Here is a 24,893-nt window from a genome sequence, read left to right on the forward strand (position 1 = left end):
CTGGTTGGGGGACCAGGGTCGAGAACCACAACCGGAAGCGAGTGCTTTGCAATCCGTGGTCGGTGGCGAAGTGCCGATAAGGCACGGACCATTGGCCGCAATGCAAGAGGCAACATGGGGTTGATGTTGCGATGAGTCAGTTCGATCGCACGCTGGAATACATAGATCAGCTGCAGCACGCCGGAACGGCGGCGGCGGTTTGCGAAAAGCTGCTGGGCATAACGTCGGATTTCGGCCTGACCGCGCTGATGGCCGGAACCGTTCCGCAGCCGGGCACGCCGGCCGGCCAGCAAAAGCAGCATGTGCTGCTTTGCGACTGGCCCGTGGAATGGCTTGAGCGCTACGTGGCTCGCAACTATGTGGATCACGATCCGGTGGTCAGCCACATGAAGCAGTTGCAGGCGCCGTTTCAGTGGCGCGATGCGGCGCAGGGCGGCAGTATCGACAAGAGCAGCGGCAAGGTGATGGGCGACGCTGGCGCCTTCAAGCTTCGCGACGGGCTGGCTTTCCCGCTGATCACGCTCGACGGGCAGATCGTCATGGTGTCGCTGGGCGGCGAAGCCGTGGAACTGTCGGCGGCCGAGTTCGGCCTAGTGTCGCTGGTGTCGACCTATGCGGTCGGCCGCGCCATGCAACTCCACACCATGGCCAACAAGACCATCGACCACATCGAACTGACGCCGCGCGAACGCGAATGCCTGCAATGGGCGGCCGTCGGCAAGTCCGAATGGGAGATTTCGCAGATTCTCGGCATCTCCGAACACACGTCGGAGAAACACCTTCTTAACGCCAAAAGCAAACTCGGTGCCGTCAACCGGGTGCAGGCAGTCGCGGAGGCGATCAGGCGCGGCTATATTAGCTAGGTCGGCCGTGCCGGCCTAGAAATTCCTGCCTACGTGATCACGTAATTTTCTCGTCTATGCCCGGCCGTATCTTCCTCTTGAACAGGAGACGGCGAATGCTTTTTTCCCTCACAACCCAGGAATTGATGGAACGCCCACATCTCTGGGAGGCCGTCCATCGGCTGCGCTACCAGATTTTTGTCGACGAGATGGGATGGGACGACCTGCGGCGCCCCGACGGGTTCGAGGTCGACCAGTTCGATCATGACGAGGCGGTGCATCAGATAGTTATCAGAGGCAACGAAGTCGCGGGCTATCAGAGAATGTTGCCGACCACGCGGCCGCATCTGCTCACCGAGGTATTGAACGACCTTTCAGAGGGAACACCGCCATCGGGTGCAAACATCTGGGAATTGACCCGTTATGCGGTCGCTCCCGGCTTTCGCGACGGCCGTCGCGGCGTCTCGACCGTCGGCACGGAGTTGATAGCCGGCTTCGTCGAATGGGGGCTGAAGCGCGGCGTCGACAAAGTGATCATCGAATTCGAGCCGATGTGGGTCCTGCGTGCATTGCAACTGCATTTCCTGGCGACGCCGCTGGGCTACCAGCGCACCTACGGCAACCAGCAGGTCGTCGCGACGCTGCTCACATTCAACGAGCACACGCTGGACGTGGTGCGTTCGAGGCGCAATCATTTTGCCCCGGTTCTGGCCAGGGGATATCCCGATATGTTCGGGCAAAGGCGAGCGTCGTGAGATCGGGGACGGCCATGAGCCAGCACCCGCAACCCGAACTGCGCAACCACACGCTGATCGTCACCGTGTCGTCGAATGACGGCCGGCCGGTGCTCGACAGAAAGGCCTATGAAAGCCTTGCCAAGACGTTCCATGACGCCGCCGAGAATGACGAGGTGCGTGTCGTGGTGCTGCGTGGCCTGGCAGGTTGCTTCTGTCTCGGCGGCGATTTTTCCGAATTTCTCGACGCTTCCAAGCATCAGAAGCTGATTGCCGCCGTAACCGACATGTTCCGCACGCTGGCGACGTTTCCCAAGCCCATCCTGGCCTGCGTCGATGGCGATGCCGTCGGCGTCGGCTGCACCATCCTGTTCCATTGCGACATGGTGATCGCCTCGGCCAAAAGCACCTTCAGGGTGCCATTCGTCGATTTCGGTCTTGTGCCGGATGCGGCGACCAGCATTCTTGCACCGCAGAAGCTCGGCTATGCGGGCGCCTTCCGCTTCTTCTGCCTTGGCGACACGCTTCGCGCCGAGGACGCCAGGGCGCTTGGCCTGGTCGCCGAGATCGCCGACGAGGACGTGGAGCAAGCTGCTCTCGGCCGGGCAAGGCAACTCGCCAGGAAGCCGGTCGCCGCCCTGCTGCAGACGCGCGGCCTGCTCAAGGGCAACACCGGCGAGCTTTGCGACCGGATCGACCAGGAGATATCGCTGTTCCAGCAAGCGCTGCAGGACGACACCACGCTGCGGCGATTGCAGCGGATTGCCAGGCTGGCGGCCTGACACGTCGAGATGACCTTGCGCCGCGCGGGCTTAAGGCCGCGCGGCGGAAACGTCGGTCTTATTTTACCAGGCCAGCCCCGCATTCTGCGGGCCAGCCTATTCGTTCAAGCCGGCTTATTCGTTCAAAAATGACGGCCCTTCGCCGATGATCTTCTTGTCTTCCTTGCCGATGATATCGAGATCGCGCCCCTCATAGGGCAGCGACAGAAGGATGCGCCGCATCACCGCCAGCCGGGCGCGTCGCTTGTCGTTGGCGCGCACGATGATCCATGGGGCGAACTCCTTATGGGTGCGCTCGAACATGGTATCGCGCGCCTTGGTGTAATCGTCCCACTTTGTGATGCCGGCTATGTCGATCGGCGAAAACTTCCAGCTCTTCAGCAGGCTGTAGCGGCGATCGTGAAATCGCTCGAGCTGCGTCTCCCGGCCAATGTTCAGCCAGAACTTGAAGAAGTGGACGCCGTCATTGACGATCATCCTTTCGAAATGCGGCGTCTCGTCCAGAAATTTCTGCTGCTGTTCCGGCGTGCAGAAGCCCATCACCGGTTCGACGCCGGCGCGGTTGTACCAGGAGCGGTCGAAGGTGACGAATTCGCCTGATGTCGGGAAATGGTCGGCATAGCGCTGGAAGTACCACTGTCCAAGTTCAGTCGGCGTCGGTTTGGTCAACGCCACGTTGCGTGCCGTGCGCGGGTTTAGATACTGGCGCAGCACGAAGATCGTGCCGCCCTTGCCGGCCGCATCGCGACCTTCGAACAGGACCATCGCCCGCTTGCCGGTCGCCTGCAGCCAGGCCTGCGCCTTGACCAGCTCGATCTGCAATTTCTCCAGCGTCTCGTCATACTCGCCGCCTTTCATCTTCTTGTCGTAGGGATAGCCGCCGGCGGCCAGCTTGTTGTCCTCGACCCAGTCGGGCAGCGTGGGATTCTCGATGTCGAACTCCCGTTCCTTGCCGTCGATCCTGATCTTCAACGGGCCTGAAGTCGGCGCGGCGGGACTATCCTTGGCTTTTTTCATCGAGACGAACCCTTCTAAGCATCCGGACTCATGCTATTGGGAGCCTCCGGAGCGGTCCAGCGGAAGTTTCCGTCGCCGCTCGACCGGTGGGGAAGGCATGGGCGCGGCGCGCGAGCGAATGACTGACCGGGACGCAGAGCAGAAAGGCACGGCGCGAACCATGGCCGCCCGGCTGTGGAACAGCCGCTGGCTCCTTGCCGCGGCTGTGATAGCCGTTCTGATCGCTTTTGCGTTTGCAGCTATCTCCGCCTACGTGCTGGTCCCGGCATTGCTGCTGTTGTTTGCAGCGGCAATGTTGCCGATGGCCGGCGCGCACCGATCGGCCGAGGGCGCCGCGGCGACCGAGACAGTCGGTTTGCAGCGGCTCTCCGGCGAGTATCTGGCGGCGGCCGTTGCCGACCCGCTGATCATCTTCGATCGGACCGCCGCCATCGTCCATGCCAACGCCGCTGCCTTTGCCGCCTTTGGCGGGATCGCCCCGGGCATATCGCTGCCGCTGAAATTCCGGGCGCCGGAAATGCAGGCGTTGCTGGACAGCGTGCTGTCGGGCGATGTCGCCTCGGATATCGTCGACTACACCGAGAAGCTTCCGGTCGAACGGGCATATCGGGTCAGCGCGTCTTCGGTCGGCCACGGCACCGATCTCTACGTGCTGGTGTTCAAGGACCAGAGCGAAACACGACGCATCGACCGCATGCGCGCGGACTTCATCGCGAACGCAAGCCACGAATTGCGCACGCCACTCGCCTCGATCGCCGGGTTCATCGAAACGCTTCGCGGCCCGGCCCGCAACGATGCGGCGGCACGCGATCAATTCCTGCAGATCATGCAGAACCAGACCGGCCGCATGGCACGCCTGATCGACGACCTCTTGTCACTGTCGCGGCTAGAGATGAAGCCTTATCTCAGACCGGGAACCGAGGTCGATCTGGGTCAGATCGTCGACAGCGTCATCGACTCGCTCGCCCCCCTTGCCCGGGAAAACAGCGTCGTCATCGAGCGGGATTTCGCTGAGGGCCCGCTTGATGTGCCGGGCGATCGCGACGAATTGTTCCAGGTCTTCGAGAACCTGCTGGAGAACGCCTGCAAATATGGCCAGTCGGGCGGCCGCGTCGTGGTGTCGATCGCGCACAGCGATGCCGATCCCGAACCCGGGATCGACGTGACGATCAGGGATTTTGGTCCCGGCATTCCCGAGGAGCACATTCCGCGCATCACCGAGCGCTTCTATCGCATAGACGTCGAGACCAGCCGGACCCAGAAAGGCACCGGTCTTGGCCTGTCGATCGTCAAACATATCCTGACGCGCCACAATGCCAGGCTGACCATCAAGTCCGAGATCGGAGAGGGGGCCGCCTTCTCGGTTCATTTGCCGGCGGGCTGACGTCGCGCTAGTTTCCAGCTAGCCGTTTCTTTTTTCTGTCATCCGGTTAGCGTATCAGCGGGGATTCGACGAAACGACTCGAAGATCAAGACCCCGTGGGAAGGCATTTAGCCCATGCAATCCGTGCATATAGTCAGCGCCTATGACGAGGAGCTGAAATATTTGTCGAAGCGCCTCGCGGCAATGGGCGGCCATGCCGAGCGCATGGTCGAACAGGCGGTCGCCGCTTTGGTCAATGCCGACCCGGGACTGGCTCAGAAAGTCATCCGCGATGACGCCGTACTCGACGAGGGGCAGCGCGAAATCGACGACAAGGCGATCATCATCATCGCCAGGCGCCAGCCGATGGCAACGGACCTGCGCGAGATCGTCGGCGCCATTCGCATTTCCGCCGATCTCGAACGGGTCGGAGACCTCGGCAAGAACGTCGCGAAGCGAGTGGTCGCCGTCACCGATGGCCGCCAGCCGACCAGCCTGTTCCGTGGCCTGGAGGCGCTGGCCAACCTGGCGCTCACGCAGCTCAAGGAAGTACTCGACGTCTATGCATCGCGCTCTGTCGACAAGATCGGCTTTGTGCGTGATCGCGACGACCAGATCGACGCCATGTACACCTCTCTGTTTCGCGAATTGCTGACCTATATGATGGAAGATCCGCGCAACATCACGCCGTGCACGCATCTGCTGTTCTGCGCCAAGAACATCGAGCGCATCGGCGACCATGCCACCAACATCGCAGAGACGATCTACTACATCGTCACCGGCGACCAGATGCCGGCCGAACGGCCAAAGAGCGACAAGACGGACAAGATCGGGCTTCCCGTGACGACGCCGGCGAAGTGAACGCACGTCCTCTCGAACGCTTGATCATCTTGCGCTAAGCTACCCGGACGTTAAGCTTCTACCCAGTGAAAGCCATGCTTTCGGGAGGCTGCGATGGAATATGTCCGGGAGTTCAAGCCCGCGTCCGCATCGGGCATCATTGCCTCCAGCGTCTATATGGCCGGGCATCGTATCGCCGACATTCCGATTGAGGAGGCCGGCGAATGGGCAAAGAAGTCTGGCCATGTCGTCTGGATCGGCCTGCTTGAGCCTGACCGCAACCTCTTGCTGCGCGTCCAGGCGCAATTCCATCTTCATGAGCTGGCGATCGAGGATGCAGAGCATCCGCACCAGCGGCCGAAGATCGAGCAATATGGCGATGCGCTGTTCATCGTCGCCCGCACCGCGCAGCTGATCGAGGGCCGCGTCACCTTCGGCGAGACGCATCTGTTCGTCGGCAGCGGCTACATCGTCAGCGTCCGGCACGGTCCATCCACGTCTTATGCAGCCGTGCGCCAGCATTGGGAAAGCTGTCCGCATTCGTTGGCCAAGGGCGAGGATTTCGTCCTCTACGCCATTCTCGATTTTATCGTCGACAACTACATGCCCGTGCTCGAGCAGATCGAGGACGAGGTCGAGGCGATCGAGGACAAGGTTCTGTTGAAGCCGATGACCGGTCCCGACATTGAACGTCTCTATATGCTGCGTCGCGATCTGTTGCGCCTGCGCAATGCCGCGCTTCCCTTGGTGGAGGTCTGCCGCCGGCTGACCAGCGCCGACCTGCCGCAGATCCATACGGCCATGCATCCGCTGTTCCGCGACGTGACCGACCATATCCGCACCGTCCAGGAAAAGATCGACAGCCTGCGCGAAGTGCTGGCGTTCGCTTTCGAGGCGAGTCTGCTGGTCGGCCAGAGTCAGGAAACGGCGATCTCGAAGAAGCTCGCCTCATGGGCGGCCATCCTGGCCGTGCCGACCGCATTCGCCGGCATCTACGGCATGAACTTCACCGACATGCCGGAACTGAAGATGGAATATGGCTACCCGGTTGTGCTGGCCGCGATCGCGCTGATCTGCGCGTTTCTATATTGGCGGTTTCGAAAGAACGGGTGGCTGTGAGAGAGTAGGGCAGTAGGGCAGTAGGGCAGTAGGGCAGTAGGGCAGTAGGGCAGTAGGGCAGTAGGGCTGTAGGGCAGTAGGGCAGTAGGGCAGTAGGGCAGTAGGGCAGTAGGATGGCATCTCGTGAGCGCGGCTTTCTGCACACATACTGCCCTACTGCCCTATTCCCTTATTTCCTATCGATTGCGCCGCCGCTCCGCCGCTGGCTGGAACGCCACGCGGGCGTGGTATTTGCAGTAGGGGCCGGTCTCGGCGGCTTCGTTGCCGCAGAAGTTGAAGTCCTCGGAAAGCGGATCGCCGTTCGGCCATTTGCAGGTCCGTTCGGTCAGCTCGACGAGCTGCAGGTGCCGCGAGATCGGCACCACGACATTCTCGACCGGGCGGATATAGTGGCGCGCCACCGGTTCGGCGTCGAACTGCGTCTGCAGGGCCGTCGCGCCGATCGATGTCGTGACGTGGCGTGTGGCACTTGCCGCCCGCGCCACCGATTTCTGAACGGTCGATCCTTGCGTCGCCTTCTTCTGGCGCGCGGGGCTCGCCGTTGCGCGGCCGCGACCCGACAGCTTCAGCCTGTGCACCTTGCCGATGACGGCATTGCGGCTGACCCCACCAAGTTGGGCAGCAATCTGGCTTGCGCTCAGACCCTCCGACCACAGTTTCCTGAGAAGTTCGACCCGCTCGTCAGTCCAGTTCATGAGACCGCGCTCCTGCTAAGCGTGCGGCACTCGGAATCCATTCCCGACCCAGCACCACTGCTGGGGCAGACACCACATATATCTGGTGATTAGGTCCGCCGCACGAAATCTAGTTATTTCCCGACTACAATTACCTTATGCGCTGACTCGGTGACAAGAGTCCCGGGCGCAACACGAATCAGTTTTTTCGGTTTTCCCCAACTTGCCCGGTCGCTTATGACCCGGCGTCTCGTCGGAGGGCTTGCCGCGTGGCACTACGCGACGTTTTCGTTGACTTCATGGCCGAAAAACCCGATAAGCCGCAAAGGCCGCCGCTTTGGCGGCTTTTTGATTTTCCGGTACCGGAGACGCATATAATGAGCGGTTCGGCGCTTTACGAGACCTTTTCTCGGGCACCCCTGGCCTTCGACCACGGGGAAGGCACATGGCTGATTACCGACAAGGGCGAGCGATATCTCGATTTCGCCGGCGGCATCGCGGTCAATTCGCTCGGCCACAGCCATCCGCATCTGGTCGCCGCGCTCACCGAGCAGGCGGCAAAGCTGTGGCATGTCTCCAACCTCTATGAGATTCCGGGGCAGAGCCGGCTTGGCGAGCGGCTGGCCGAGGTCACCTTCGCGGACAAGGTGTTCTTCACCAATTCCGGCGCAGAGGCCCTGGAATGCGCGATCAAGACGGCGCGGCGCTATCATTTCGTCAAGGGAAATCCCGAGCGTTTCCGCGTCATCACCTTTGAAGGCGCCTTCCATGGCCGCACGCTGGCGACCATCGCGGCCGGCGGCCAGTATAAATATCTCGAGGGGTTCGGACCCAAGGTCGAGGGCTTCGACCAGGTCGGCTTCGACGACATCGACGCGGCCGAGAAGGCGATCAATCCGGAAACCGCCGCGATCCTTATCGAACCGGTTCAGGGTGAGGGCGGTATCCGCCCGGTGCCGACGCAATCGCTGAAGCGGCTGCGTCAGCTCTGCGACCAGCACGGCCTGTTGTTGATCTACGACGAGGTCCAGTGCGGCATCGGCCGCACCGGAAAACTGTTCGCGCATGAATGGTCCGGCGTCACGCCCGACATCATGGCGATTGCCAAGGGCATTGGCGGCGGCTTCCCGATGGGCGCCTGCCTTGCCACCGACGAAGCGGCTGTCGGCATGACCGCAGGCGTGCATGGCACCACTTTCGGCGGCAATCCGCTGGCCATGGCGGTCGGCAACGCCGTTCTCGACGTGGTGCTGGAAGACGGCTTCCTGGAAGACGTCCAGCGCAAGGCGTTGCTGATGAAGCAGGGGTTGGCGTCTGTCGCCGACGAGTTTCCCGAAATCATCGAGGACATCAGGGGCAGCGGGCTGATGCTCGGCCTTAAATGCGCCATGCCCAACACCAAGGTGAACATGGCGCTGCGCGACCAGCATCTGTTGGCTGTCCCGGCCGGCGACAATGTCATTCGCCTGCTGCCGCCGCTCACGGTCACCGACGCCGAGATCCACGAAGCTCTCAACCGCATCCGCGCCAGCGCCAAGGGCCTGGCGGAGGCGATCGCCACCGCCGCCGCGAAGTAATCCCGGAAACATGCCGATGAGCCCTCGTCACTTCACCGATCTTTCCGCTGTTTCCGAAGGCGACCTGCGCTTCATGCTGGACGATGCCGTGGTGCGAAAGGCACGTCTAAAGGCCGGCGAGCGGACCAAGCCGCTCGAAGGCAAGGTGCTGGCCATGATCTTCGACAAGCCGTCGACGCGCACACGGGTCTCCTTCGACGTCGGCATGCGCCAGCTTGGCGGCGAGACCATCATGCTGACCGGCACCGAAATGCAGCTCGGCCGCTCCGAGACCATTGCCGACACTGCCAAGGTGCTGTCGCGCTACGTCGACGCGATCATGATCCGCACCACCTCGCATGAGCGGCTGCTCGAACTCACCGAGAACGCCACCGTTCCGGTCATCAACGGGCTGACTGACGACACCCATCCCTGCCAGCTGATGGCCGATATCATGACCTTCGAGGAGCATCGCGGCCCGGTTGCCGGCAAGACCATCGCCTGGACCGGCGACGGCAACAATGTGCTGCATTCGCTGCTCGAGGCCTCGGCGCGGTTCCGCTTCAACCTCAACGTCGCCGTGCCAGAAGGCAGCGAGCCGGCACAGAAGCATGTCGACTGGTCGCAGGCGCATGGCGGCAAGCTCTCATTCACCCGCTCGCCCGAGGAAGCCGTCGACCAGGCCGACTGCATCGTCACCGACTGCTGGGTGTCGATGGGCCAGGAGCACCGCGCCCGCGGCCACAACGTGTTCTCGCCTTATCAGGTCAATGCCAAACTGATGGCCAAGGCAAAGCCGGACGCGCTGTTCATGCATTGTTTGCCGGCGCATCGCGGCGAGGAAGTGACCGACGAGGTCATCGATGGCCCACATTCGGTGGTCTTCGACGAGGTCGAGAACCGGCTCCATGCGCAGAAGGCCGTGCTTGCCTGGTGTCTTGGCGCTTGAAGTGTCTTGGCGGTTGAAGTGTCTTGGCGCCTGAAGTGTCTGCGAGCTTGATCTGCGCGAGTGCGATGCCTATCTGCGCCGCATCACGCAAATCAAGCGCGTTTCGTCGCATGCTCCCGAGAGGGCGGCATGGCCGCGCCCTGGAGCCTTGTCATGTTGGAAACTTATCAAGTGACTGAACATCATCCCAAACTCGGCGAGTTCGGCTATGCCGGCGACGACCACGTCGTGCCCTTCGAGGTCGGTCCGCTCGACGTGCGCGGCCGTACCGTCCAACTCGGGCCGATGCTCGATGCCATTCTCGGCCGTCACGACTACCCCGAGCCGGTCGCCCGGCTGCTGGCGGAAGCCTGTGTTCTGACGGTACTGCTCGGTACCTCGCTCAAGTTCGAGGGCAAGTTCATCCTGCAGACCCGCACCGACGGGCCAGTCGACATGCTGGTCGCGGATTTCTCGACGCCCTCGGCGCTGCGGGCCTATGCGCGTTTCGACGCCGACCGGCTAGAGGCGTTGGTCGCAGCCGGCGAAACGTCTCAGCAGACGCTGCTCGGCAGCGGCGTGCTGGCACTGACCATTGATCAGGGTGCTCATACGCAGCGTTACCAGGGTATCGTCCAACTCGACGGCGAAACGCTGGAAGACGCGGCACGCACCTATTTCCGCCAATCGGAACAGATCCCGACGGATATCAGGCTCTCGGTCGCCAAGTTGTTGACGCCAAGCGTCGGCGGCGCGCGCGAACAGTGGCGCGCCGGCGGCATCCTGGCTCAGTTCCTGCCGCAGTCGCCCGAGCGCATGCGCATTCCGGACCTGCCGGGCGGCGACGGCGATCCGCGCGACGAGATCCACGACCCAGCCGACAATTCCTGGCAGGAATTGCTGGCCTTGCTCGGCACCATCGAGCCGACCGAACTGATCGATCCGACGATCGGCGCCGAGCGGCTGCTCTATCGTCTGTTCCACGAACATGGCGTACGCGTCTTCGGCGGCGTCCCCGTCACCGATCAATGCTCATGCTCCAGGGACAAGATCCGTGGCATCCTCGAGGGCTTTTCGGCGCAGGAGATCAAGGATAGCACCGAAGATGGCGGCATCCATGTCGCCTGCGAGTTCTGCTCGACGCAGTACGATTTCGACCCCGCGGAATTCGCGGCTCAATAAGCACCTTCCTTCTCCCCGTTCTGCGGGGAGAAGGTGCCCGGAGGGTGGATGAGGGGCGGCGCTGGTTTTTGGGCGATTGTCTCGCGTCCGCAGGCGCGGTTGTGCATTGGAGATGATCCCGCGAGTCCGATGCTGCCTCTCATTGTCCTGCCGGACATTTCTCGCCGTTAATGACGGGAGAAAAACGCTGTCGTCGGAGCCTTCGCCAACCGTTAATTCACCGTCCGCCGCTTGCCCGGCAGGTCCAGCGAGAAAGCGGGGATGGCGACGTCGAACGTCTCCCCGCGCTTGTTGCGCATCGTGTAGTGCCCGACCATGATACCTGACGGCGTCGGGAGCGGGCAGCCGGACGTGTATTGATAGCTGTCGCCGGGATTGAGCTCGGGCTGATCGCCGACCACGCCGGGGCCGCGCACCTCCTCGACCCGGCCGGTGCCGTCGGTGATGTGCCAATAGCGCGACAACAGTTGCACGAACTCGTCCGACTGGTTGTCGATCGTTATGTGGTAGCCCCAGACATAGCGGTTCTCCGAAGGATCCGAGCGATCCTCGAGGTAAAATGGCCTGACCTGCACTTCGATCTGGCGCGTGACGGCGCGATACATGAGCGGCTCCAAACAATCCAGGCGGAACTTTCGGCGCTCTCCGCGGTTCGGTCAACGGAGCGCGGCCTTTGTCGCCAACCCTGAGGGGGCAGGTGCCGACAAACAATGTCATTTAAGTGACACATGACAATGATGGTGTGCGCCAACCACCGCCGGGCGACTCGGGCGCTCTGTCGAACTGTCGAAAACGGCCCTGCGCGGGCCGGTTTTTGTGGAGTGACCGGATCTCGATGGAACTCGCTCTCATAGCCGCATCGCTTTCTACTGCTCTCATTGTCTTGAACATCGCCAGCATCGTGCTCGCCGCCTCGCGCCTGAGGCGACGCCACATCATGGCACCGCCGACCGGCAAGCCGATGCCGGTGTCGATCGTCGTGCCTTCGCGCGGCGTCGAGCCGTTTACGCGCGAGACGCTGCAACGCGCTTTCTCGCTCGACTGGCCACGCTACGAACTGATCTTCTGTGTCGCCCATGCCGACGATCCGGTGGTCAAACTGATCCGCGCCGCCACCGCCCGCTTTCCCGCCGTGCCCGCCCGCTTGCTGATCGGCAATGACCGCGTCAGCGCCAATCCCAAGCTCAACAATTGCGTCAAGGGATGGGAGGCGGCGCGCCACGACTGGGTTATCCTTGCCGATTCCAACGTGCTGATGCCGAGGGATTACGTCCAGCATCTGCTGGCGGCATGGGGGCCGGAAACCGGTCTTGTCTGCTCGACGCCGATCGGCTCCCGGCCCGACGGGTTCTGGGCCGATGTCGAATGCGCCTTCCTCAACACGCTGCAGGCCCGCTGGCAATATGCCGGCGAGGCGCTCGGCCTTGGCTTCGCGCAGGGCAAGAGCATGCTCTGGAACAAGCCGATGCTCGACGCCAATGGCGGCATCCGCGCGCTGGCGGCTGAGATCGCCGAGGACGCCGCCGCGACCAAACTGGTGAACGGCCTCGGCTTGCGCGTCAATCTCGTTTCCTCGCCGTTCGAGCAGCCGCTCGGCCGGCGCACGCTTGGCGAGATCTGGTCGCGCCAGGCCCGTTGGGCGCGACTGCGCCGCGTCACCTTCCCGCTCTTCTTCGCGCCCGAAATCCTGACCGGCGCCGCGGTGCCGCTGGTGCTTGCGCTGGTAGCGGCGGCGAGTGCCGGTTTCAGCCTGCCGCTGACCTTCGTCGCCGTGCTGGCGGCCTTCTATCTTCCGGAATGCGCCCTGGCTTGGGGCAAGGGCTGGCACCTGTCGCCGCGCATGATCGCGGCTATGATGATGCGCGACATGATCGTGCCGGGGATGTGGGCGCGCGGCTGGCTTGGCGGCGCCGTCGACTGGCGCGGCAACGCGATGACCATTGGCACCAAGGCCGCCGAACTGGAAGAGACGCCGTCGAGTGCCTGATGGCAGCCAGGCGCGCTACCTGGGCCGATCCTATATTGCGGCCTTCAACGCCTGTGCGATGTCTTCCAGAAGATCGTCGCTATCTTCCAGGCCGACCGACAGCCTGAGCGTACCCGGCCCGATGCCGAGTTCGGCCCGCGCCTCGTCGCTCAAATTCTTGTGCGTCGTTGTCGCTGGATGGGTGATCAGGCTCTTGGCGTCGCCGAGATTGTTGGAGATCAGCACGATGTCCAGCGCGTTCTGCAAGGCGAAGGCCGCCTGCTTGCCGCCCTTGACCTCGAGGCAGATCAGCGTCGAGCCGCCCGACATCTGCTTCCTGACGATATCGGCCTGCGGATGGTCGGCGCGGCCGGGATAGATGACGCGGGCAATCTGCGGCTGCTCGGCCAGGAAATCGGCGATCTTGCCGGCGCTCTCCGTCTGCTGGCGCACGCGCAGGGGCAGCGTCTCCAGGCCTTTCAACAGCGTCCAGGCATTGAAGGGGGACAGGCTCGGACCTGTGTGGCGGAAATAATCGTGCAAATTCTCATCGATCCACTTCTTGTCCGACAGGATCACGCCGCCCAGACAGCGGCCCTGGCCGTCAATGTGTTTGGTCGCCGAATAAACGACGATGTGCGCGCCGAGCTGCAGTGGCTTCTGCTGCAAGGGCGTGGCAAAGACATTGTCGACGACAAGCCGCGCGCCGATCGAATTGGCAAGCGCGGCGACGGCGGCGATGTCGACGACTTCCAGCGTCGGGTTGGTCGGGCTTTCCAGGAAGAACAGCTTGGTGTTGGGCCTGACCGCCTTTTCCCAGTTGGCGATGTCGGTGCCGTCGACCAGCGTGGCCTCGATGCCGTACCGCGGTGCCAGCGTCTCGACCACCCAGCGGCAGGAGCCGAACAGCGCGCGCGCCGCCACGATGTGGTCGCCAGCCTTGGCGCTGCACAGGAGCGCCGCCGTCACCGCCGCCATGCCGGAGGCCGTGGCGCGTGCATCCTCCGCGCCTTCCAGCGCGCACATGCGCTTCTCGAACATGTCGACGGTCGGATTGGCGTAGCGCGAATAGATGAAGCCCGGTTCCTCGCCCTTGAAGCGAGCTTCGGCGGCCTGCGCCGTTTCATAGACATAACCTTGGGTCAGGTACATCGCCTCGGAGGTTTCGCCGAAGCCGGAACGCAGGGTTCCGCCGTGCACGAGTGCGGTCTGAGGTTTCCAGTTACGCTTCTTGGTGCTCATTGTTTTGTTCCAGACACAAAAAAACCGGCCGCGAAAGTCGCAACCGGTCCATACGGCCTCGCGGCCCGACGGTCCTTTAGCGACTTGTTTAACGTGGCTGCAAGCCGACCGGCCAAATCACCACGGGATAACGACCCTTTAGACCCGCGCCACGCTTGCGTCAATTGTCGGCTTCATTAAGAGAGTTGTACCAAGCAGGTTCGGCAGAAGCGTTCCACGGTTTTGCGGCAGGGATCTGCGACAAGAAATCGCCCGGTCTTGGAGCAGGCGGCCTTTGCGGCAGACAGGCATTCTTCCCGATCAGGACATTTCGGCGCTGTTCCAGTCCGGCGCGCTGAAGTCGCCGCGCGCGCTCGATGCCGACCAGATCCAGCCGGCCAGCCTCGATCTGAGGCTTGGCGACAAGGCCTGGCGGGTGCGCGCTTCTTTCCTGCCCGGGCCCAACCACAAGGTGTCGGAAAAACTCGACCGGTTGAAGCTGCACGAGATCAGCCTCGCCGACGGCGCCGTGCTGGAAACCGGCTGCGTCTATATCGTGCCCCTGCTCGAAACCCTGGCGCTGCCGGCGAAGATTTCCGCCTCGGCCAATCCGAAGAGCTCGACCGGACGGCTAGACATCTTCACCCGTGTCATGACCGACCGCGGCCACGAGTTCGACAAGATCGCCGCCGGCTACCATGGCCCGCTGTACCTCGAAGTCAGCCCGCGCACCTTCCCGATCGTTGCGCGCACTGGCTCGCGCCTGTCGCAGATACGCTTCCGCACCGGCAACGCGCTCTTGTCGGAGGCCGAACTGAGCGAGTTGCATCGCGCCGAGATGCTTGTCGCCACCGAGCCGCCGAACATCTCCGGCGGCGGCATCGCGCTGTCGATCGACCTCAAAGGCGATCAAAGCGGGCTGGTCGGCTATCGCGGCAAGCATCACACCGGCCTCGTCGACGTCGACAAGCGCGCAGCACAGGAGGTCGTCGATTTCTGGGAGCCGATCCACAAGAGCGGCGCCGGCGAATTGGTGCTCGACCCGGACGAGTTCTACATCCTGGTCAGCCAGGAGGCGGTGCATGTGCCCCCGCTTTACGCCGCTGAGATGACACCCTTCGATCCATTGGTCGGCGAGTTTCGCGTTCACTACGCCGGTTTCTTCGATCCAGGCTTCGGTCACTCGGCGGCTGGCGGTACCGGCAGCCGGGCGGTGCTCGAAGTGCGCAGCCATGAAGTGCCGTTCATTCTCGATCATGGCCAGATCGTCGGCCGGCTGGTCTACGAACACATGCTGAAACGGCCACAGGCGCTCTATGGCACCGATCTCGGCTCCAACTACCAGGCGCAGGGCCTGAAATTGTCGAAGCATTTTCGCGCCGCGCGCTGAACGTCGATTCCAGTCAGGCAAAATACTTGCCTGTCATGGCGGGCCATGCTTGGCTGCCGTTGCCGGCCTCGACATGACGGCACTCAAGGGGAACAAGAAGATGCAGATTTCGAAATGGATCCTGTCGGGGGCGGCGGCCGCCATGCTGGCGCTCGGTGCCGGCTCGCTGTCGGCCGAGGCGGCGGAAAAAATCAAGATCGGCACCGAGGGCGCCTATCCGCCGTTCAACACCATCACGTCGGACGGCAAGGTCGTCGGCTTCGATATCGACATCGCAAACGCCCTGTGCGTGCAGATGAAGGTCGAGTGCGAAATCGTCACGCAGGACTGGGACGGCATCATTCCCGCCCTGCAGGCCAAGAAGTTCGATGCCATCATCGCCTCGATGAGCATCACCGAGGAGCGCAAGAAGCAGGTCGCCTTTACCCACAAATACTATACGACACCGCTCTCGCTCGTCGCCCTGAAGAACAGCGACATCGCCTCGACCGAACCGGCGGCACTCGCCGGTAAGACGGTCGGCGCACAGGCTTCGACAACACAGGCCAACTACGCCCAGGACGTCTATGGCAAGGCAGGCGCCGAGGCGAAGCTCTACCCGACCCAGGAAGAGGCGATCACCGATCTCCAGAACGGCCGCCTCGACGCCGTCCTCTCGGACAAGTTCGTGCTGATGGACTGGATGAAGAAGGCGAGCGACGGCTGCTGCAAGATGGTCGGCGACGTCAAGGGCACGGAGACCGAAGCCGGCATCGCCGTGCGCCTGGAAGACACCGCGCTGCGCGACAAGCTGAACGCGGCCATCGACGCCATCGTCGCTGACGGCACCTACAAGAAAATCCAGGCCAAGTATTTCGACTTCGACATCTATTGAGAAACTGCCGATCTCCCCGCGAGTGGGGAGATCGCCCCATCACAGCGCCTTCACCGCCACCTTCACCGGCTGCTCGATCTCAAGCGGGTTGCGCAGCGGCAGGCCGAAATCCGTGGCTTCGATCTCGAAAACGTCGCCGGCTTCGGTCTTGATACCGTCGGCGAAGGACAGCGTCGCGGTGCCGAACATGTGCACATGCACGTCGCCCGGCTGGCGGAAGGCCGAATATTTGAAATGGTGGTGTTCGAGATTGGCGATGGTGTGCGACATGTTGGCTTCGCCCGACAGGAACGGCTTTTCCCACAGCATCTTGCTGTCGCGGTAAATGCGCGAGGCGCCCCGGACATCGGCGGGGAGATCGCCGACCAGGATCTCCGGCCCAAACGAGGCGTTGCGCAGCTTGGAGTGGGCAAGGAAAAGGTAGTTCACACGCTCGGTGACATGGTCGGAAAACTCGTTCGACAGCGTGAAGCCGACACGGAACGGCGCGCCGTCGTCGCCGATGACATAGATGCCGGCAATCTCGGGCTCCTCGCCGGCGTCCTTGGCGAAAGCCGGTGACAGCAGTGCCGCGCCAGGCGCCACGGCCATCGTGCCATTGCCCTTGTAGAACCATTCCGGCTGTACGCCGACCTGGCCTTTCGCGGGTTTGCCGCCTTCCAGGCCCATGCGGAACATCTTCATGGAATCGGTGAGTTGCTCCTCGCCATCGGTGCTGAGCTTCTTGTGCATGGAATCGCGCGTCGCCGCCGAGCCGAGATGCGTTAGCCCCGTGCCGGTCAGATGCAGATGCGCCGGATCGGGATGGTTGATCGGCGACAAAAGCCGCCCCTTCTTGTAGGCGGCGTCCAGGTCGATCGTCTCGCCGAGCCCCTTGCGCTCGATCAGCGCGGCGAGGCCGACGCCGGTGCGGGCGGCTTCCATCGCCAGCGAATAGACGCTGCGCGCCCCGTTGATGATCCGGGTCTTGCCGCCGTTGCGGGCAACGACACGGATGGTCTCGGCGTCGTCGAGAATCTGCGAGATCAGCATTATCAGTCCTCTCTCATATGTCTTGGCATGGTTGCCTTTTGGCAAACCCTAAACTGCGCGGCTCGGACTGGCCGCGCCACGGGTTGAACTCTTCATCCGGATTGCGCTCGCGAGCCCGGTCCCTGAGGGGACTTCTTCGAGCCGGCGAATGCCGGCAGCGCCGCGACCGTATGCCTCCTGCTTGCCTGGCCTGAAGCCTGTTCAAGCCTTGTTCTTGTTGTAGACGTCGAAGATCACGGCGCCGAGCAGCACCAGGCCCTTGACCACTTGCTGCCAGTCGACATTGACGCCCATGATCGACATGCCGTTGTTCATCACGCCCATGATAAAGCCGCCGACCACCGCGCCGATGACCTGACCGACGCCACCCATCGCCGAGGCGCCGCCGATGAACACCGCGGCGATGACGTCGAGTTCGCTGCCGAGGCCTGCGGCCGGCACGGCCTGGCCAAGGCGCGCCGCGATGATCAGGCCGCCAAGCGCCGACAGCACGCCCATATTGATGAACACCATCAGCGTCAGCCGTTCGGTCTTGATGCCCGACAGCTGCGCGGCCTTGGCATTGCCGCCCATTGCATAGATGCGGCGGCCGATCGTCATGCGCTTGGTGACGAAGACGAACAGCGAGATCAGCAAGCCCATGACGAGCAGCACCACCGGCAGGCCCCTGTAGCTGGCGAACTGGTAGACCAGGAACAACGCCAGCGCACTGCCGACCAGCGTCTTGATGACGAACAGGGGAAAGGGCTCGGCCTCATAGCCGTGGCGTTCGCGTTTGCGTCGCGTCCGCAGCCCGAAATAGGCATAGGCCAGAACAGCGACCAGGCCCAGCACGATCGTCGTCATGTGCAGCGTCAAGCCGCTGCCCAAAATCGTCTTGCCGGCTGCATTCACCGTTGGCGGGATCAGCGTCAGCGGTCCGATGACGTCTGGAATGAAGCCGGAGCTGAGCGCCTTGAAGCCGGCAGGCAGCGGCCCGACCGAAGATCCGCCGCCGAGCAGCGCCTGGCAGATGCCGCGGAAGATCAGCATGCCGGCCAGCGTCACGATGAAGCTCGGTATTCGATGATAGGCGATCCAGTAGCCTTGCGCCGCGCCGATCAGGCCGCCCACGATCAGGCAGACGATCGAAACCACCAGCGGGTTGCTGAATATCCCGAGCGGCCAGATCACCATCATCATCGCCGCCAGCGCGCCGATGAAGCCGGCCACGGACCCCACGCTGAGGTCGATATGGCCCGACACGATGACCAGCAGCATGCCGAGCGCCATCACGATGATGAAGGAGTTCTGCTGTACCAGGTTGCTCAGGTTCACCGGTTTGAACAGCGTTCCCGACGTGGTGAACTGAAAGAACACCATGATGGCGATCAGCGCCAGGATCAGGCCGTATTCGCGCAGGTTCGTCGTCAGCGCCGATACGGCGATGCGTGGACGCTGCCCTACATCCTCGGCGACGTTGCTCTGCGGGGCGGGGGCGCTTTCCGTACTCATGCTGCTTTTCCTTCTCCCCGAACGATGGCGCGCATGATTTTTTCTTGGCTTGCGTCCGCCGCGGGCATTTCGCCGACGATGCGGCCTTCGTTCATGACGTAGATGCGGTCGGTGATGCCGAGCAGTTCTGGCATTTCCGACGAGATGACCACGATCGCCTTACCTTCAGCGGCGAGGCGCGCGATGATCGTATAGATTTCATATTTGGCGCCGACATCGATGCCGCGCGTCGGCTCGTCCAGGATCAGCACTTCCGGGTCGGCGAACAGCCATTTCGACAGCACCACCTTCTGCTGGTTGCCGCCGGAAAGATTGCCGGTCATCTGATAGACGCTGGAAGCGCGGATATTGGTCTGCTTGCGATAGTCGTTGGCGACGGCAAGCTCGCGCAAATCGTCGATCACGCTGTGGCGCGACACGCCGCCGAGATTGGCCAGCGTAATGTTGTGCTTGATGTGGTCGATGAGGTTGAGGCCGTAGGTCTTGCGATCCTCGGTCACATAGGCGATGCCGTGCTCGACTGCCCTGCTCACCGAGGAGACATCGATCGGCTTGCCCTTGAGCAGCACCTCGCCGGTGATGCGGCGGCCATAGGAGCGGCCAAACAGGCTCATCGCGAATTCGGTTCGCCCGGCGCCCATCAGCCCAGCAATGCCGACCACCTCGCCCTTGCGCACATTGATGTCGATGCCCTTGATCACCTGCCGCTCGGCATGGAGCGGGTGATAGACCGACCAATTCTTCACTTCGAACACGACTTCACCGATGTCAGGCTCGCGTGGCGGATAGCGGTCGTCGAGCGAACGGCCGACCATCGAGGTGATGATGCGGTCTTCCGAGATGTCCTTCTTGGCCAAGGTTTCGATGGTGCGCCCGTCACGGATGACGGTCACCTTGTCGGCGACCCGGTTCACCTCGTTGAGCTTGTGCGAGATCAGGATCGAAGTCATGCCTTGACGCTTGAATTCGAGCAGAAGGTCGAGCAGCGCCTGGCTGTCCTTTTCGCTGAGCGACGCCGTCGGCTCGTCGAGGATCAAAAGCTTGACCTCCTTGCTCAGCGCCTTGGCGATCTCGACCAGTTGCTGCTTGCCGACACCGATGTTGGTGATCAGCGTCTTGGGGTCCTCCTTGAGGCCCACCTTCTTCAACAGGGCGCTGGTGCGCGCCTCATTGGCGTGCCAGTCGATGACGCCGTATCGGGCGTGTTCGTTGCCGAGGAAGATGTTTTCGGTGATCGACAGCATCGGCACCAGAGCAAGCTCCTGGTGAATGATTACGATGCCCTTTCGTTCGCTGTCATGGATGCCCTTGAATTGGCATTCCTGGCCCTGAAAGATAATCTGGCCGTCATAGGTGCCGGAGGGATAGACGCCCGACAGCACTTTCATCAGCGTCGATTTGCCAGCGCCGTTCTCGCCAACCACGGCGTGGATCTCGCCTTCCTCGACCCGTAGGTTGACGTTCGACAGCGCCTTGACGCCGGGAAACGTCTTGGTGATGTCCTGCATCTCCAAAATCATCGAGGCCATGGGTAAAAGTGCTCCTGCGAGACCCGCAACAATACCGGGGTCGCTGGTGAACGAAAAGGGGCCCTGCGTTGCGCAGGACCCCTGGCTATGCAACCGAATTTACTTCAGTTCGTCGGCCTTGATGTAGCCGGAGTCGACGACCAGAGCCTGGTAGTTCGACTTGTCGACCTCATGCGGCGTCAACAGGATCGAGGGAACGACCTTGACGTCGTTGTTGTAGGTCTTTTCATCGAGGCCTTCCGGCTTGCCGCCCGAGAGCACCTTGTCGACGAGTTCGACGGTGGCCTTGGCCAGTTCGCGGGTGTCCTTGAACACGGTCGAGTACTGCTCGCCCGAGATGATCAGCTTGACCGAGGCGGTCTCGGCGTCCTGGCCGGTCACGATCGGCCACGGCTGAGCCTCCGTGCCGTAACCGACGGCGCGCAGCGAGGCGGTGATGCCGCGCGACAGGCCGTCATAGGGCGACAGAACGCCATCGACGCGGCTGCCATCCGAGTAGTTGGCGGAGAGCAGATTGTCCATGCGCGCCTGGGCGGTAGCGGCGAGCCAACGCAGCGTGCCGACCTTGTCCATGCCGGTCTGGCCGGACTTGATCTTGATCGAGCCGTCGTCGATCAGCGGCTGCAGGACGGAAATCGCACCGTTGTAGAAGAAGAAGGCATTGTTGTCGTCGGGCGAGCCGCCGAACAGTTCGACGTTCCACGGCTTGGTGTTCGGGAAGCGCTCCTTCAGACCCTTGACCAGCGAATTCGCCTGGATCACGCCAACGCCGAAATTGTCGAAAGTGGTATAGTAATCGACATTGGCCGTCTTCTTGATCAGGCGGTCATAGGCGACGACGACGACGCCGGCATCAGCGGCCTTCTGCAGCGCATCCGACAGGGTGGTGCCGTCGATCGAGGCGATGATCAGCGCCTTTGGACCCTTGGTGATTTCGTTTTCCAGCTGGCTGAGCTGGTTGGGGATGTCGTCCTGCGCATATTGCAGGTCGACCGTATAACCCAGAGCCTCGAGCTGGGACTTGACGGCGTCGCCGTCGTTGATCCAGCGCTGCGACGTCTTGGTGGGCATCAGCACGCCGACGAGACCCTTGTCGGCCGCGTGCGCCGAATAGGTCATGGCAGCGATGCCAAGGGCCGCGACGGCGGCCAGCGTCTTGATGATCTTCACAATTACTCTCCCTGGTTGATGGACGCGATACCTCGGGGCTTCGCGGGCCGCGCAGTCGAGCAGAAGCGCAAGCGCCACTGTCGTCTATCGATCTCCGGTATCCTCCCAATCGGCCCCAGGACACTGATTCCAATCGACACGATTTTCCTCGTCATCGACTGGCACGTCCCAGGACGCGCGAAGGGTGTGGCTCTTTGCTATAACTGTCAAATGCGATCTTTGATGGTTGCTATACCATGATTGATATGTGTTATTGAGACGCGACAGGTCGCATCGAATGCCGTCCGGCTCTATGTCGAAGCAAGGAAAGCCATGGCAGCACTACGAAATCCGGCCGCGGCTTCAAACGATTACAGCGAGAAGCCGGGCGATGGCGAAACCCTGCTGCGCAGCGGTCTCAGCCTGCGTCACATGCGCATGATCGTCGCGCTCGACGACCATGGCCGCGTGAGCGCGGCCGCCCAAGTGATGAACATTTCGCAGCCGGCTGCCTCCCGCATGATCAGCGAGATGGAGGCCGTGCTGGAAGTCAGACTGTGCGAAAGGCTGCCGCGCGGCGTCACCTTGACACCCTACGGCAAGGCGCTGGCAAGGCGCGCGCGCTCGATCCTGCTGGAGATGCGCGAGGTCGATCGCGAGATTTCAGAGCTCAAGGCGGGCAAGGGCGGCTCGGTGTTTCTCGGTGCCGTCACGGCGCCGGCGATCGAACTGGCGGTGCCGGCAATCCGCGAAATACGCCGCGTCTATCCGCGCATCGAGATTAACATGCAGGTGGAAACTTCGAATGTGCTGGCGCGCGAGCTGATCGCCACGCGCCATGATTTCATCATCGCGCGCATCCCCGACGATCTTAATCCGCGGCTGTTCGAGTCCCGCGTCATCGGCGTCGAGAAAGCCTGCCTGATCGTGCGCCGGGGCCACCCGCTCACCAGGACCAAGGCGGTGCCGCTGGAAGACACCGCCGCCTACGACTGGGTCTTCCAGTCGGGCGGCTCGCCGCTGCGCCAGGCGATGGAGAGCAATTTCCTCAACCGCAACATTGCCCTGCCGGACCGTATTCTCAACACCAGTTCGCTGCTCCTGACGCTGGTTATGGTCGCGCAGTCCGATGCCATCGCACCGGTATCGATCCAGGTGGCGAAATTCATCCAGAATCCCGATGGGCTGGCGGGCGCCATCGACGTCGTCCAGACAGAATTCGACATCGAGGTCCGGCCTTACAGCCTCATCACGGTCAAGAACCGTGTGCTGTCGCCGGCGGCCAAGATGCTGCACGACTTCATCCTGCGCGAAGTCGGGTGATGGAACGAGAATCGCGCCCGCGCGTTCAATGCAGTCGGTGTGCTCGCTGGAGCCTGTTTGGGGCGAGGGAACGAGGTGCCGATGTTCGACAGCTCGGGAGGTTTTGATGGAACGTCGGTTGTTTCTCACTGGAATGCTTGGCGTTGCGGGGGCAGTGGCGCTTGCGAGCGTAGCCGGATCCGGCAAGGCGGTTGCCGGCGTTCCCGCCGGCAACGGAATTCTCGATGAACTGGACAAGCCGGATCCAGCCGTCTTCGAAGGGGACGAGCAGGTCGAACTGGAGCAGGTCTCCCATCGTCGCTGGCATCGACGCTACTACCATCGCCGCCGGGGACGGCGCCGCGTTTGGAGAAGGGTCTGCCGTCGGTACTGGCGCTATGGCCGCCGCCGTGTTCGCTGCTGGCGCGAGCGCGTATGGGTCGGCATCTGGCTCTGACCGGCTAGCGCGAGCGATTCCCGAGAAAGTGCCAAAACGGGCTTTCCGTTCAGAGTTGCGCCAAGACAGAGGAGAGAGCGGCTCGGCGTTTGCGTGAACCGCTCACGCTGCCGGAAAGGCCGGCCACCGCGGCGTGGCTGGTGCCTTCACTTGGGAAAAATGCTGCCATCCACGGATCGCGGTTGATTTTTGTCACGCAGCCGGGCCTCGGGCGGACCGCCAAGGAGGCAAATTCTTCAAGAGACGGAATTTATGGAACCCTAATCTGTCTTTCCGCGTTGCATCCCATTAAAGCGGAGTTATGATTCCTGCCGTATGGCCGTCGAGGAGAGGGGCTGAGTCTCTATGCCGGTGATGGCCTCGAAGGGCCTTGAAGACGGTCATTCCGACCCTGTCGCCTCTGCGACCGAACACGCCTGGAAGGGCGTGGCAATATTGGCCGAGGCCCGCAGCGGCTCCGAATGGCTTGCCAGTCTTGCAAACAGCACCGGACTTTTGGGCAAGTCCAGGGAATGGCTCGATCCGGACCATCTGGGGTTCAAGCCGAAATCGTTCGAAGACCTTCATCGCGCCGTAATCGATCGCGGTGGAACCGCCAATGGCAGGTTCGCCGTAAAGTTGTTTCCGCGGCACCTTCACTGGTCGCAAGCGAAATATGGAGCCGACTTCCTCGCCGAATGCATCAGGCGCCATGCCATGGGCCTGGTCCTGCTGGAGCGGCGGGACCGCCTTCGTCAGGCAATCTCTTATTGTCGGGCGAAGGTAACCGGCCATTGGAAAAGCACAATGGACGGCAAGGATCTGGTTCCGCAATACGACTTCGCGGTTCTCTGCCAGGTCTATTTCCGGCTGGAGCAGAGCTATGCCTTCTGGGAGGCCTACCTGCGCATGGCCGACTTGCCCTACGACCACTTGTTCTATGAAGATCTGGTGGACGACCCCCGTCCTTACCTCGCCTCGGTGGCCCGGCTTTTGTCGGTTGAAATGCCGGACTGCGAGTTCGAGACGAACTTGCGATTACAACGCGACACATACACCGAAGAGTGGGTGGAGCGGTTCAAGGACGACGCCAAGTCGAAGGGCGTTCTGGCTCACATGCCCGACAAGATGGCGCCGCGGAACATCGACAATCTCGCCCGGTTCCTTCTGAAAAAGCAGATGCGGCTCAGCTAACTCTAAAAGCAGGCGCAACGCCTTACGCTATATGCTGGAGCGGGTAGCGGGAATCGAACCCGCGCGTTCAGCTTGGGAAGCTGACAGGCTACCATTACATCATACCCGCGCGTGCCCTCGTTACCATGAGGATCGGCCTTGGGGCAATCGCAAAGCGGTCTTCACACACGGTTGGGAATTCAGGTTAACGGAGATTTTCGGGCATTTTGCATTGACGTTCGGGTGTGATTCGCTGGGTGCTGTGATTCGGTTGGGAGCACTGCGATGGA

General features: G+C 62.3%; 23 protein-coding genes, 1 tRNA gene and 1 riboswitch. Of the genes, 15 read left to right on the forward strand and 9 right to left on the reverse strand.

Going from position 1 to position 24,893, the window contains the following annotated elements; translation table 11 throughout:
* The first annotated feature begins 131 nt into the window (after nucleotides 1-131).
* The 3 genes from NKI49_RS23400 to NKI49_RS23410 all read left to right on the forward strand — a co-directional run bounded on the left by NKI49_RS23400 (nucleotide 132) and on the right by NKI49_RS23410 (nucleotide 2,358).
* On the forward strand, nucleotides 132-863 hold the full coding sequence (locus NKI49_RS23400) for a helix-turn-helix transcriptional regulator (RefSeq protein ID WP_352605543.1): 732 nt from the start codon (nucleotides 132-134) through the stop codon (nucleotides 861-863).
* Nucleotides 864-958: 95 nt separating this feature from the next.
* On the forward strand, nucleotides 959-1,597 hold the full coding sequence (locus tag NKI49_RS23405) for an acyl-homoserine-lactone synthase (protein WP_352605541.1): 639 nt from the start codon (nucleotides 959-961) through the stop codon (nucleotides 1,595-1,597).
* Nucleotides 1,598-1,611: 14 nt separating this feature from the next.
* On the forward strand, nucleotides 1,612-2,358 hold the full coding sequence (locus NKI49_RS23410) for an enoyl-CoA hydratase-related protein (protein WP_352605539.1): 747 nt from the start codon (nucleotides 1,612-1,614) through the stop codon (nucleotides 2,356-2,358).
* A gap of 114 nt (nucleotides 2,359-2,472) precedes the next feature.
* Here the strand turns inward: NKI49_RS23410 and ppk2 are convergent, their stop codons facing one another.
* A complete protein-coding gene (gene ppk2 / locus NKI49_RS23415; protein WP_352607834.1) occupies nucleotides 2,473-3,375 on the reverse strand; it encodes a polyphosphate kinase 2 in 903 nt (300 codons plus the stop codon).
* 118 nt (nucleotides 3,376-3,493) lie between these two features.
* Between ppk2 and NKI49_RS23420 the strand changes: the two genes are divergently transcribed.
* From NKI49_RS23420 to NKI49_RS23430, 3 genes are all read left to right on the forward strand, one after another.
* Complete coding sequence (locus NKI49_RS23420; protein WP_352695779.1) at nucleotides 3,494-4,759, forward strand: sensor histidine kinase; 1,266 nt, start codon at nucleotides 3,494-3,496, stop codon at nucleotides 4,757-4,759.
* 114 nt (nucleotides 4,760-4,873) lie between these two features.
* Entirely contained in the window at nucleotides 4,874-5,599 is a 726-nt protein-coding gene (gene phoU, locus NKI49_RS23425) for a phosphate signaling complex protein PhoU (protein ID WP_352607828.1), read from the forward strand.
* Between the two features lie 93 nt (nucleotides 5,600-5,692).
* Nucleotides 5,693-6,697 carry a magnesium and cobalt transport protein CorA gene (locus NKI49_RS23430; RefSeq protein ID WP_352607826.1) on the forward strand — a complete coding sequence of 335 codons (1,005 nt, stop codon included), beginning with the start codon at nucleotides 5,693-5,695 and terminating at the stop codon, nucleotides 6,695-6,697.
* A gap of 176 nt (nucleotides 6,698-6,873) precedes the next feature.
* On the opposite strand, the gene NKI49_RS23435 is transcribed toward NKI49_RS23430, so the two are convergent.
* Nucleotides 6,874-7,392, reverse strand: a complete 519-nt coding sequence (locus NKI49_RS23435) for a GcrA family cell cycle regulator (RefSeq protein WP_352607824.1) — start codon at nucleotides 7,390-7,392, stop codon at nucleotides 6,874-6,876.
* Nucleotides 7,393-7,748: 356 nt separating this feature from the next.
* On the opposite strand from NKI49_RS23435, the gene NKI49_RS23440 reads away from it, so the two are divergent.
* From NKI49_RS23440 to NKI49_RS23450, 3 genes are all read left to right on the forward strand, one after another.
* Complete coding sequence (locus tag NKI49_RS23440) at nucleotides 7,749-8,948, forward strand: aspartate aminotransferase family protein (protein ID WP_352695781.1); 1,200 nt, start codon at nucleotides 7,749-7,751, stop codon at nucleotides 8,946-8,948.
* Between the two features lie 16 nt (nucleotides 8,949-8,964).
* Nucleotides 8,965-9,876, forward strand: a complete 912-nt coding sequence (gene argF, locus NKI49_RS23445) for an ornithine carbamoyltransferase (RefSeq protein ID WP_352607819.1) — start codon at nucleotides 8,965-8,967, stop codon at nucleotides 9,874-9,876.
* 129 nt (nucleotides 9,877-10,005) lie between these two features.
* The gene (locus NKI49_RS23450) at nucleotides 10,006-11,037 is read left to right on the forward strand and encodes an Hsp33 family molecular chaperone (protein WP_352607817.1); all 1,032 of its coding nucleotides are present in this window, start codon (nucleotides 10,006-10,008) and stop codon (nucleotides 11,035-11,037) included.
* A gap of 212 nt (nucleotides 11,038-11,249) precedes the next feature.
* Here NKI49_RS23450 and apaG read toward each other — a convergent pair whose 3' ends face one another.
* Entirely contained in the window at nucleotides 11,250-11,642 is a 393-nt protein-coding gene (gene apaG, locus NKI49_RS23455) for a Co2+/Mg2+ efflux facilitator ApaG/CorD (protein ID WP_352607815.1), read from the reverse strand.
* A 230-nt stretch (nucleotides 11,643-11,872) separates the two neighbouring features.
* Between apaG and NKI49_RS23460 the strand changes: the two genes are divergently transcribed.
* Complete coding sequence (locus NKI49_RS23460; protein ID WP_352607812.1) at nucleotides 11,873-13,024, forward strand: ceramide glucosyltransferase; 1,152 nt, start codon at nucleotides 11,873-11,875, stop codon at nucleotides 13,022-13,024.
* A 30-nt stretch (nucleotides 13,025-13,054) separates the two neighbouring features.
* Here NKI49_RS23460 and NKI49_RS23465 read toward each other — a convergent pair whose 3' ends face one another.
* Nucleotides 13,055-14,245, reverse strand: coding sequence for an O-succinylhomoserine sulfhydrylase (locus NKI49_RS23465; protein ID WP_352607809.1), 1,191 nt, complete (start codon nucleotides 14,243-14,245; stop codon nucleotides 13,055-13,057).
* A gap of 56 nt (nucleotides 14,246-14,301) precedes the next feature.
* Nucleotides 14,302-14,379: riboswitch (SAM riboswitch) on the reverse strand.
* A gap of 140 nt (nucleotides 14,380-14,519) precedes the next feature.
* On the opposite strand from NKI49_RS23465, the gene NKI49_RS23470 reads away from it, so the two are divergent.
* Together NKI49_RS23470 and NKI49_RS23475 are read left to right on the forward strand one after the other, a co-directional pair.
* Entirely contained in the window at nucleotides 14,520-15,614 is a 1,095-nt protein-coding gene (locus NKI49_RS23470; RefSeq protein ID WP_352607807.1) for a 2'-deoxycytidine 5'-triphosphate deaminase, read from the forward strand.
* 100 nt (nucleotides 15,615-15,714) lie between these two features.
* Entirely contained in the window at nucleotides 15,715-16,488 is a 774-nt protein-coding gene (locus NKI49_RS23475; RefSeq protein ID WP_352607837.1) for an ABC transporter substrate-binding protein, read from the forward strand.
* A gap of 39 nt (nucleotides 16,489-16,527) precedes the next feature.
* On the opposite strand, the gene araD1 is transcribed toward NKI49_RS23475, so the two are convergent.
* The 4 genes from araD1 to chvE all read right to left on the reverse strand — a co-directional run bounded on the left by araD1 (nucleotide 16,528) and on the right by chvE (nucleotide 21,713).
* The gene (gene araD1, locus NKI49_RS23480) at nucleotides 16,528-17,520 is read right to left on the reverse strand and encodes an AraD1 family protein (protein WP_352607805.1); all 993 of its coding nucleotides are present in this window, start codon (nucleotides 17,518-17,520) and stop codon (nucleotides 16,528-16,530) included.
* A 201-nt stretch (nucleotides 17,521-17,721) separates the two neighbouring features.
* Nucleotides 17,722-19,014, reverse strand: a complete 1,293-nt coding sequence (mmsB, locus tag NKI49_RS23485) for a multiple monosaccharide ABC transporter permease (protein ID WP_352607803.1) — start codon at nucleotides 19,012-19,014, stop codon at nucleotides 17,722-17,724.
* Nucleotides 19,011-20,543, reverse strand: a complete 1,533-nt coding sequence (mmsA, locus tag NKI49_RS23490; RefSeq protein ID WP_352607801.1) for a multiple monosaccharide ABC transporter ATP-binding protein — start codon at nucleotides 20,541-20,543, stop codon at nucleotides 19,011-19,013. The genes mmsB and mmsA overlap by 4 nt, the downstream gene beginning before the upstream one ends.
* Nucleotides 20,544-20,642: 99 nt before the next feature.
* Nucleotides 20,643-21,713: a multiple monosaccharide ABC transporter substrate-binding protein gene (gene chvE / locus NKI49_RS23495; protein WP_352607799.1), complete on the reverse strand. Its 1,071-nt coding sequence runs from the start codon at nucleotides 21,711-21,713 to the stop codon at nucleotides 20,643-20,645.
* 312 nt (nucleotides 21,714-22,025) lie between these two features.
* Here chvE and NKI49_RS23500 point away from each other — a divergent pair, with 312 nt between their 5' ends.
* From NKI49_RS23500 to NKI49_RS23510, 3 genes are all read left to right on the forward strand, one after another.
* The gene (locus NKI49_RS23500; RefSeq protein ID WP_352607797.1) at nucleotides 22,026-23,015 is read left to right on the forward strand and encodes a LysR family transcriptional regulator; all 990 of its coding nucleotides are present in this window, start codon (nucleotides 22,026-22,028) and stop codon (nucleotides 23,013-23,015) included.
* Between the two features lie 106 nt (nucleotides 23,016-23,121).
* Nucleotides 23,122-23,451 (forward strand): protamine-2 (modular protein), encoded by a 330-nt coding sequence (locus tag NKI49_RS23505; RefSeq protein WP_352607795.1) that lies wholly within the window; start codon nucleotides 23,122-23,124, stop codon nucleotides 23,449-23,451.
* 345 nt (nucleotides 23,452-23,796) lie between these two features.
* Nucleotides 23,797-24,624, forward strand: a complete 828-nt coding sequence (locus NKI49_RS23510) for a Stf0 family sulfotransferase (protein WP_352607793.1) — start codon at nucleotides 23,797-23,799, stop codon at nucleotides 24,622-24,624.
* Between the two features lie 35 nt (nucleotides 24,625-24,659).
* Here the strand turns inward: NKI49_RS23510 and NKI49_RS23515 are convergent.
* Nucleotides 24,660-24,733 (reverse strand) — tRNA-Gly (locus tag NKI49_RS23515).
* Between the last annotated feature and the right edge of the window lie 160 nt (nucleotides 24,734-24,893).

Source organism: Mesorhizobium sp. M0587 (assembly GCF_040320945.1).
GTDB lineage: Bacteria > Pseudomonadota > Alphaproteobacteria > Rhizobiales > Rhizobiaceae > Mesorhizobium.

Excerpts from the sequence above, each read along its gene's own strand:
- NKI49_RS23400 (WP_352605543.1), top strand. The coding sequence starts at position 132 with ATGAGTCAGTTCGATCGCACGCTGGAATACATAGATCAGCTGCAGCAC.
- NKI49_RS23405 (WP_352605541.1), top strand. The coding sequence starts at position 959 with ATGCTTTTTTCCCTCACAACCCAGGAATTGATGGAACGCCCACATCTC.
- NKI49_RS23410 (WP_352605539.1), top strand. The coding sequence starts at position 1,612 with ATGAGCCAGCACCCGCAACCCGAACTGCGCAACCACACGCTGATCGTC.
- ppk2 (WP_352607834.1), bottom strand. The coding sequence starts at position 3,375 with ATGAAAAAAGCCAAGGATAGTCCCGCCGCGCCGACTTCAGGCCCGTTG.
- NKI49_RS23420 (WP_352695779.1), top strand. The coding sequence starts at position 3,494 with ATGACTGACCGGGACGCAGAGCAGAAAGGCACGGCGCGAACCATGGCC.
- phoU (WP_352607828.1), top strand. The coding sequence starts at position 4,874 with ATGCAATCCGTGCATATAGTCAGCGCCTATGACGAGGAGCTGAAATAT.
- NKI49_RS23430 (WP_352607826.1), top strand. The coding sequence starts at position 5,693 with ATGGAATATGTCCGGGAGTTCAAGCCCGCGTCCGCATCGGGCATCATT.
- NKI49_RS23435 (WP_352607824.1), bottom strand. The coding sequence starts at position 7,392 with ATGAACTGGACTGACGAGCGGGTCGAACTTCTCAGGAAACTGTGGTCG.
- NKI49_RS23440 (WP_352695781.1), top strand. The coding sequence starts at position 7,749 with ATGAGCGGTTCGGCGCTTTACGAGACCTTTTCTCGGGCACCCCTGGCC.
- argF (WP_352607819.1), top strand. The coding sequence starts at position 8,965 with ATGAGCCCTCGTCACTTCACCGATCTTTCCGCTGTTTCCGAAGGCGAC.
- NKI49_RS23450 (WP_352607817.1), top strand. The coding sequence starts at position 10,006 with ATGGCCGCGCCCTGGAGCCTTGTCATGTTGGAAACTTATCAAGTGACT.
- apaG (WP_352607815.1), bottom strand. The coding sequence starts at position 11,642 with ATGTATCGCGCCGTCACGCGCCAGATCGAAGTGCAGGTCAGGCCATTT.
- NKI49_RS23460 (WP_352607812.1), top strand. The coding sequence starts at position 11,873 with ATGGAACTCGCTCTCATAGCCGCATCGCTTTCTACTGCTCTCATTGTC.
- NKI49_RS23465 (WP_352607809.1), bottom strand. The coding sequence starts at position 14,245 with ATGAGCACCAAGAAGCGTAACTGGAAACCTCAGACCGCACTCGTGCAC.
- NKI49_RS23475 (WP_352607837.1), top strand. The coding sequence starts at position 15,715 with ATGCAGATTTCGAAATGGATCCTGTCGGGGGCGGCGGCCGCCATGCTG.
- araD1 (WP_352607805.1), bottom strand. The coding sequence starts at position 17,520 with ATGCTGATCTCGCAGATTCTCGACGACGCCGAGACCATCCGTGTCGTT.
- mmsB (WP_352607803.1), bottom strand. The coding sequence starts at position 19,014 with ATGAGTACGGAAAGCGCCCCCGCCCCGCAGAGCAACGTCGCCGAGGAT.
- mmsA (WP_352607801.1), bottom strand. The coding sequence starts at position 20,543 with ATGGCCTCGATGATTTTGGAGATGCAGGACATCACCAAGACGTTTCCC.
- NKI49_RS23500 (WP_352607797.1), top strand. The coding sequence starts at position 22,026 with ATGGCAGCACTACGAAATCCGGCCGCGGCTTCAAACGATTACAGCGAG.
- NKI49_RS23505 (WP_352607795.1), top strand. The coding sequence starts at position 23,122 with ATGGAACGTCGGTTGTTTCTCACTGGAATGCTTGGCGTTGCGGGGGCA.
- NKI49_RS23510 (WP_352607793.1), top strand. The coding sequence starts at position 23,797 with ATGCCGGTGATGGCCTCGAAGGGCCTTGAAGACGGTCATTCCGACCCT.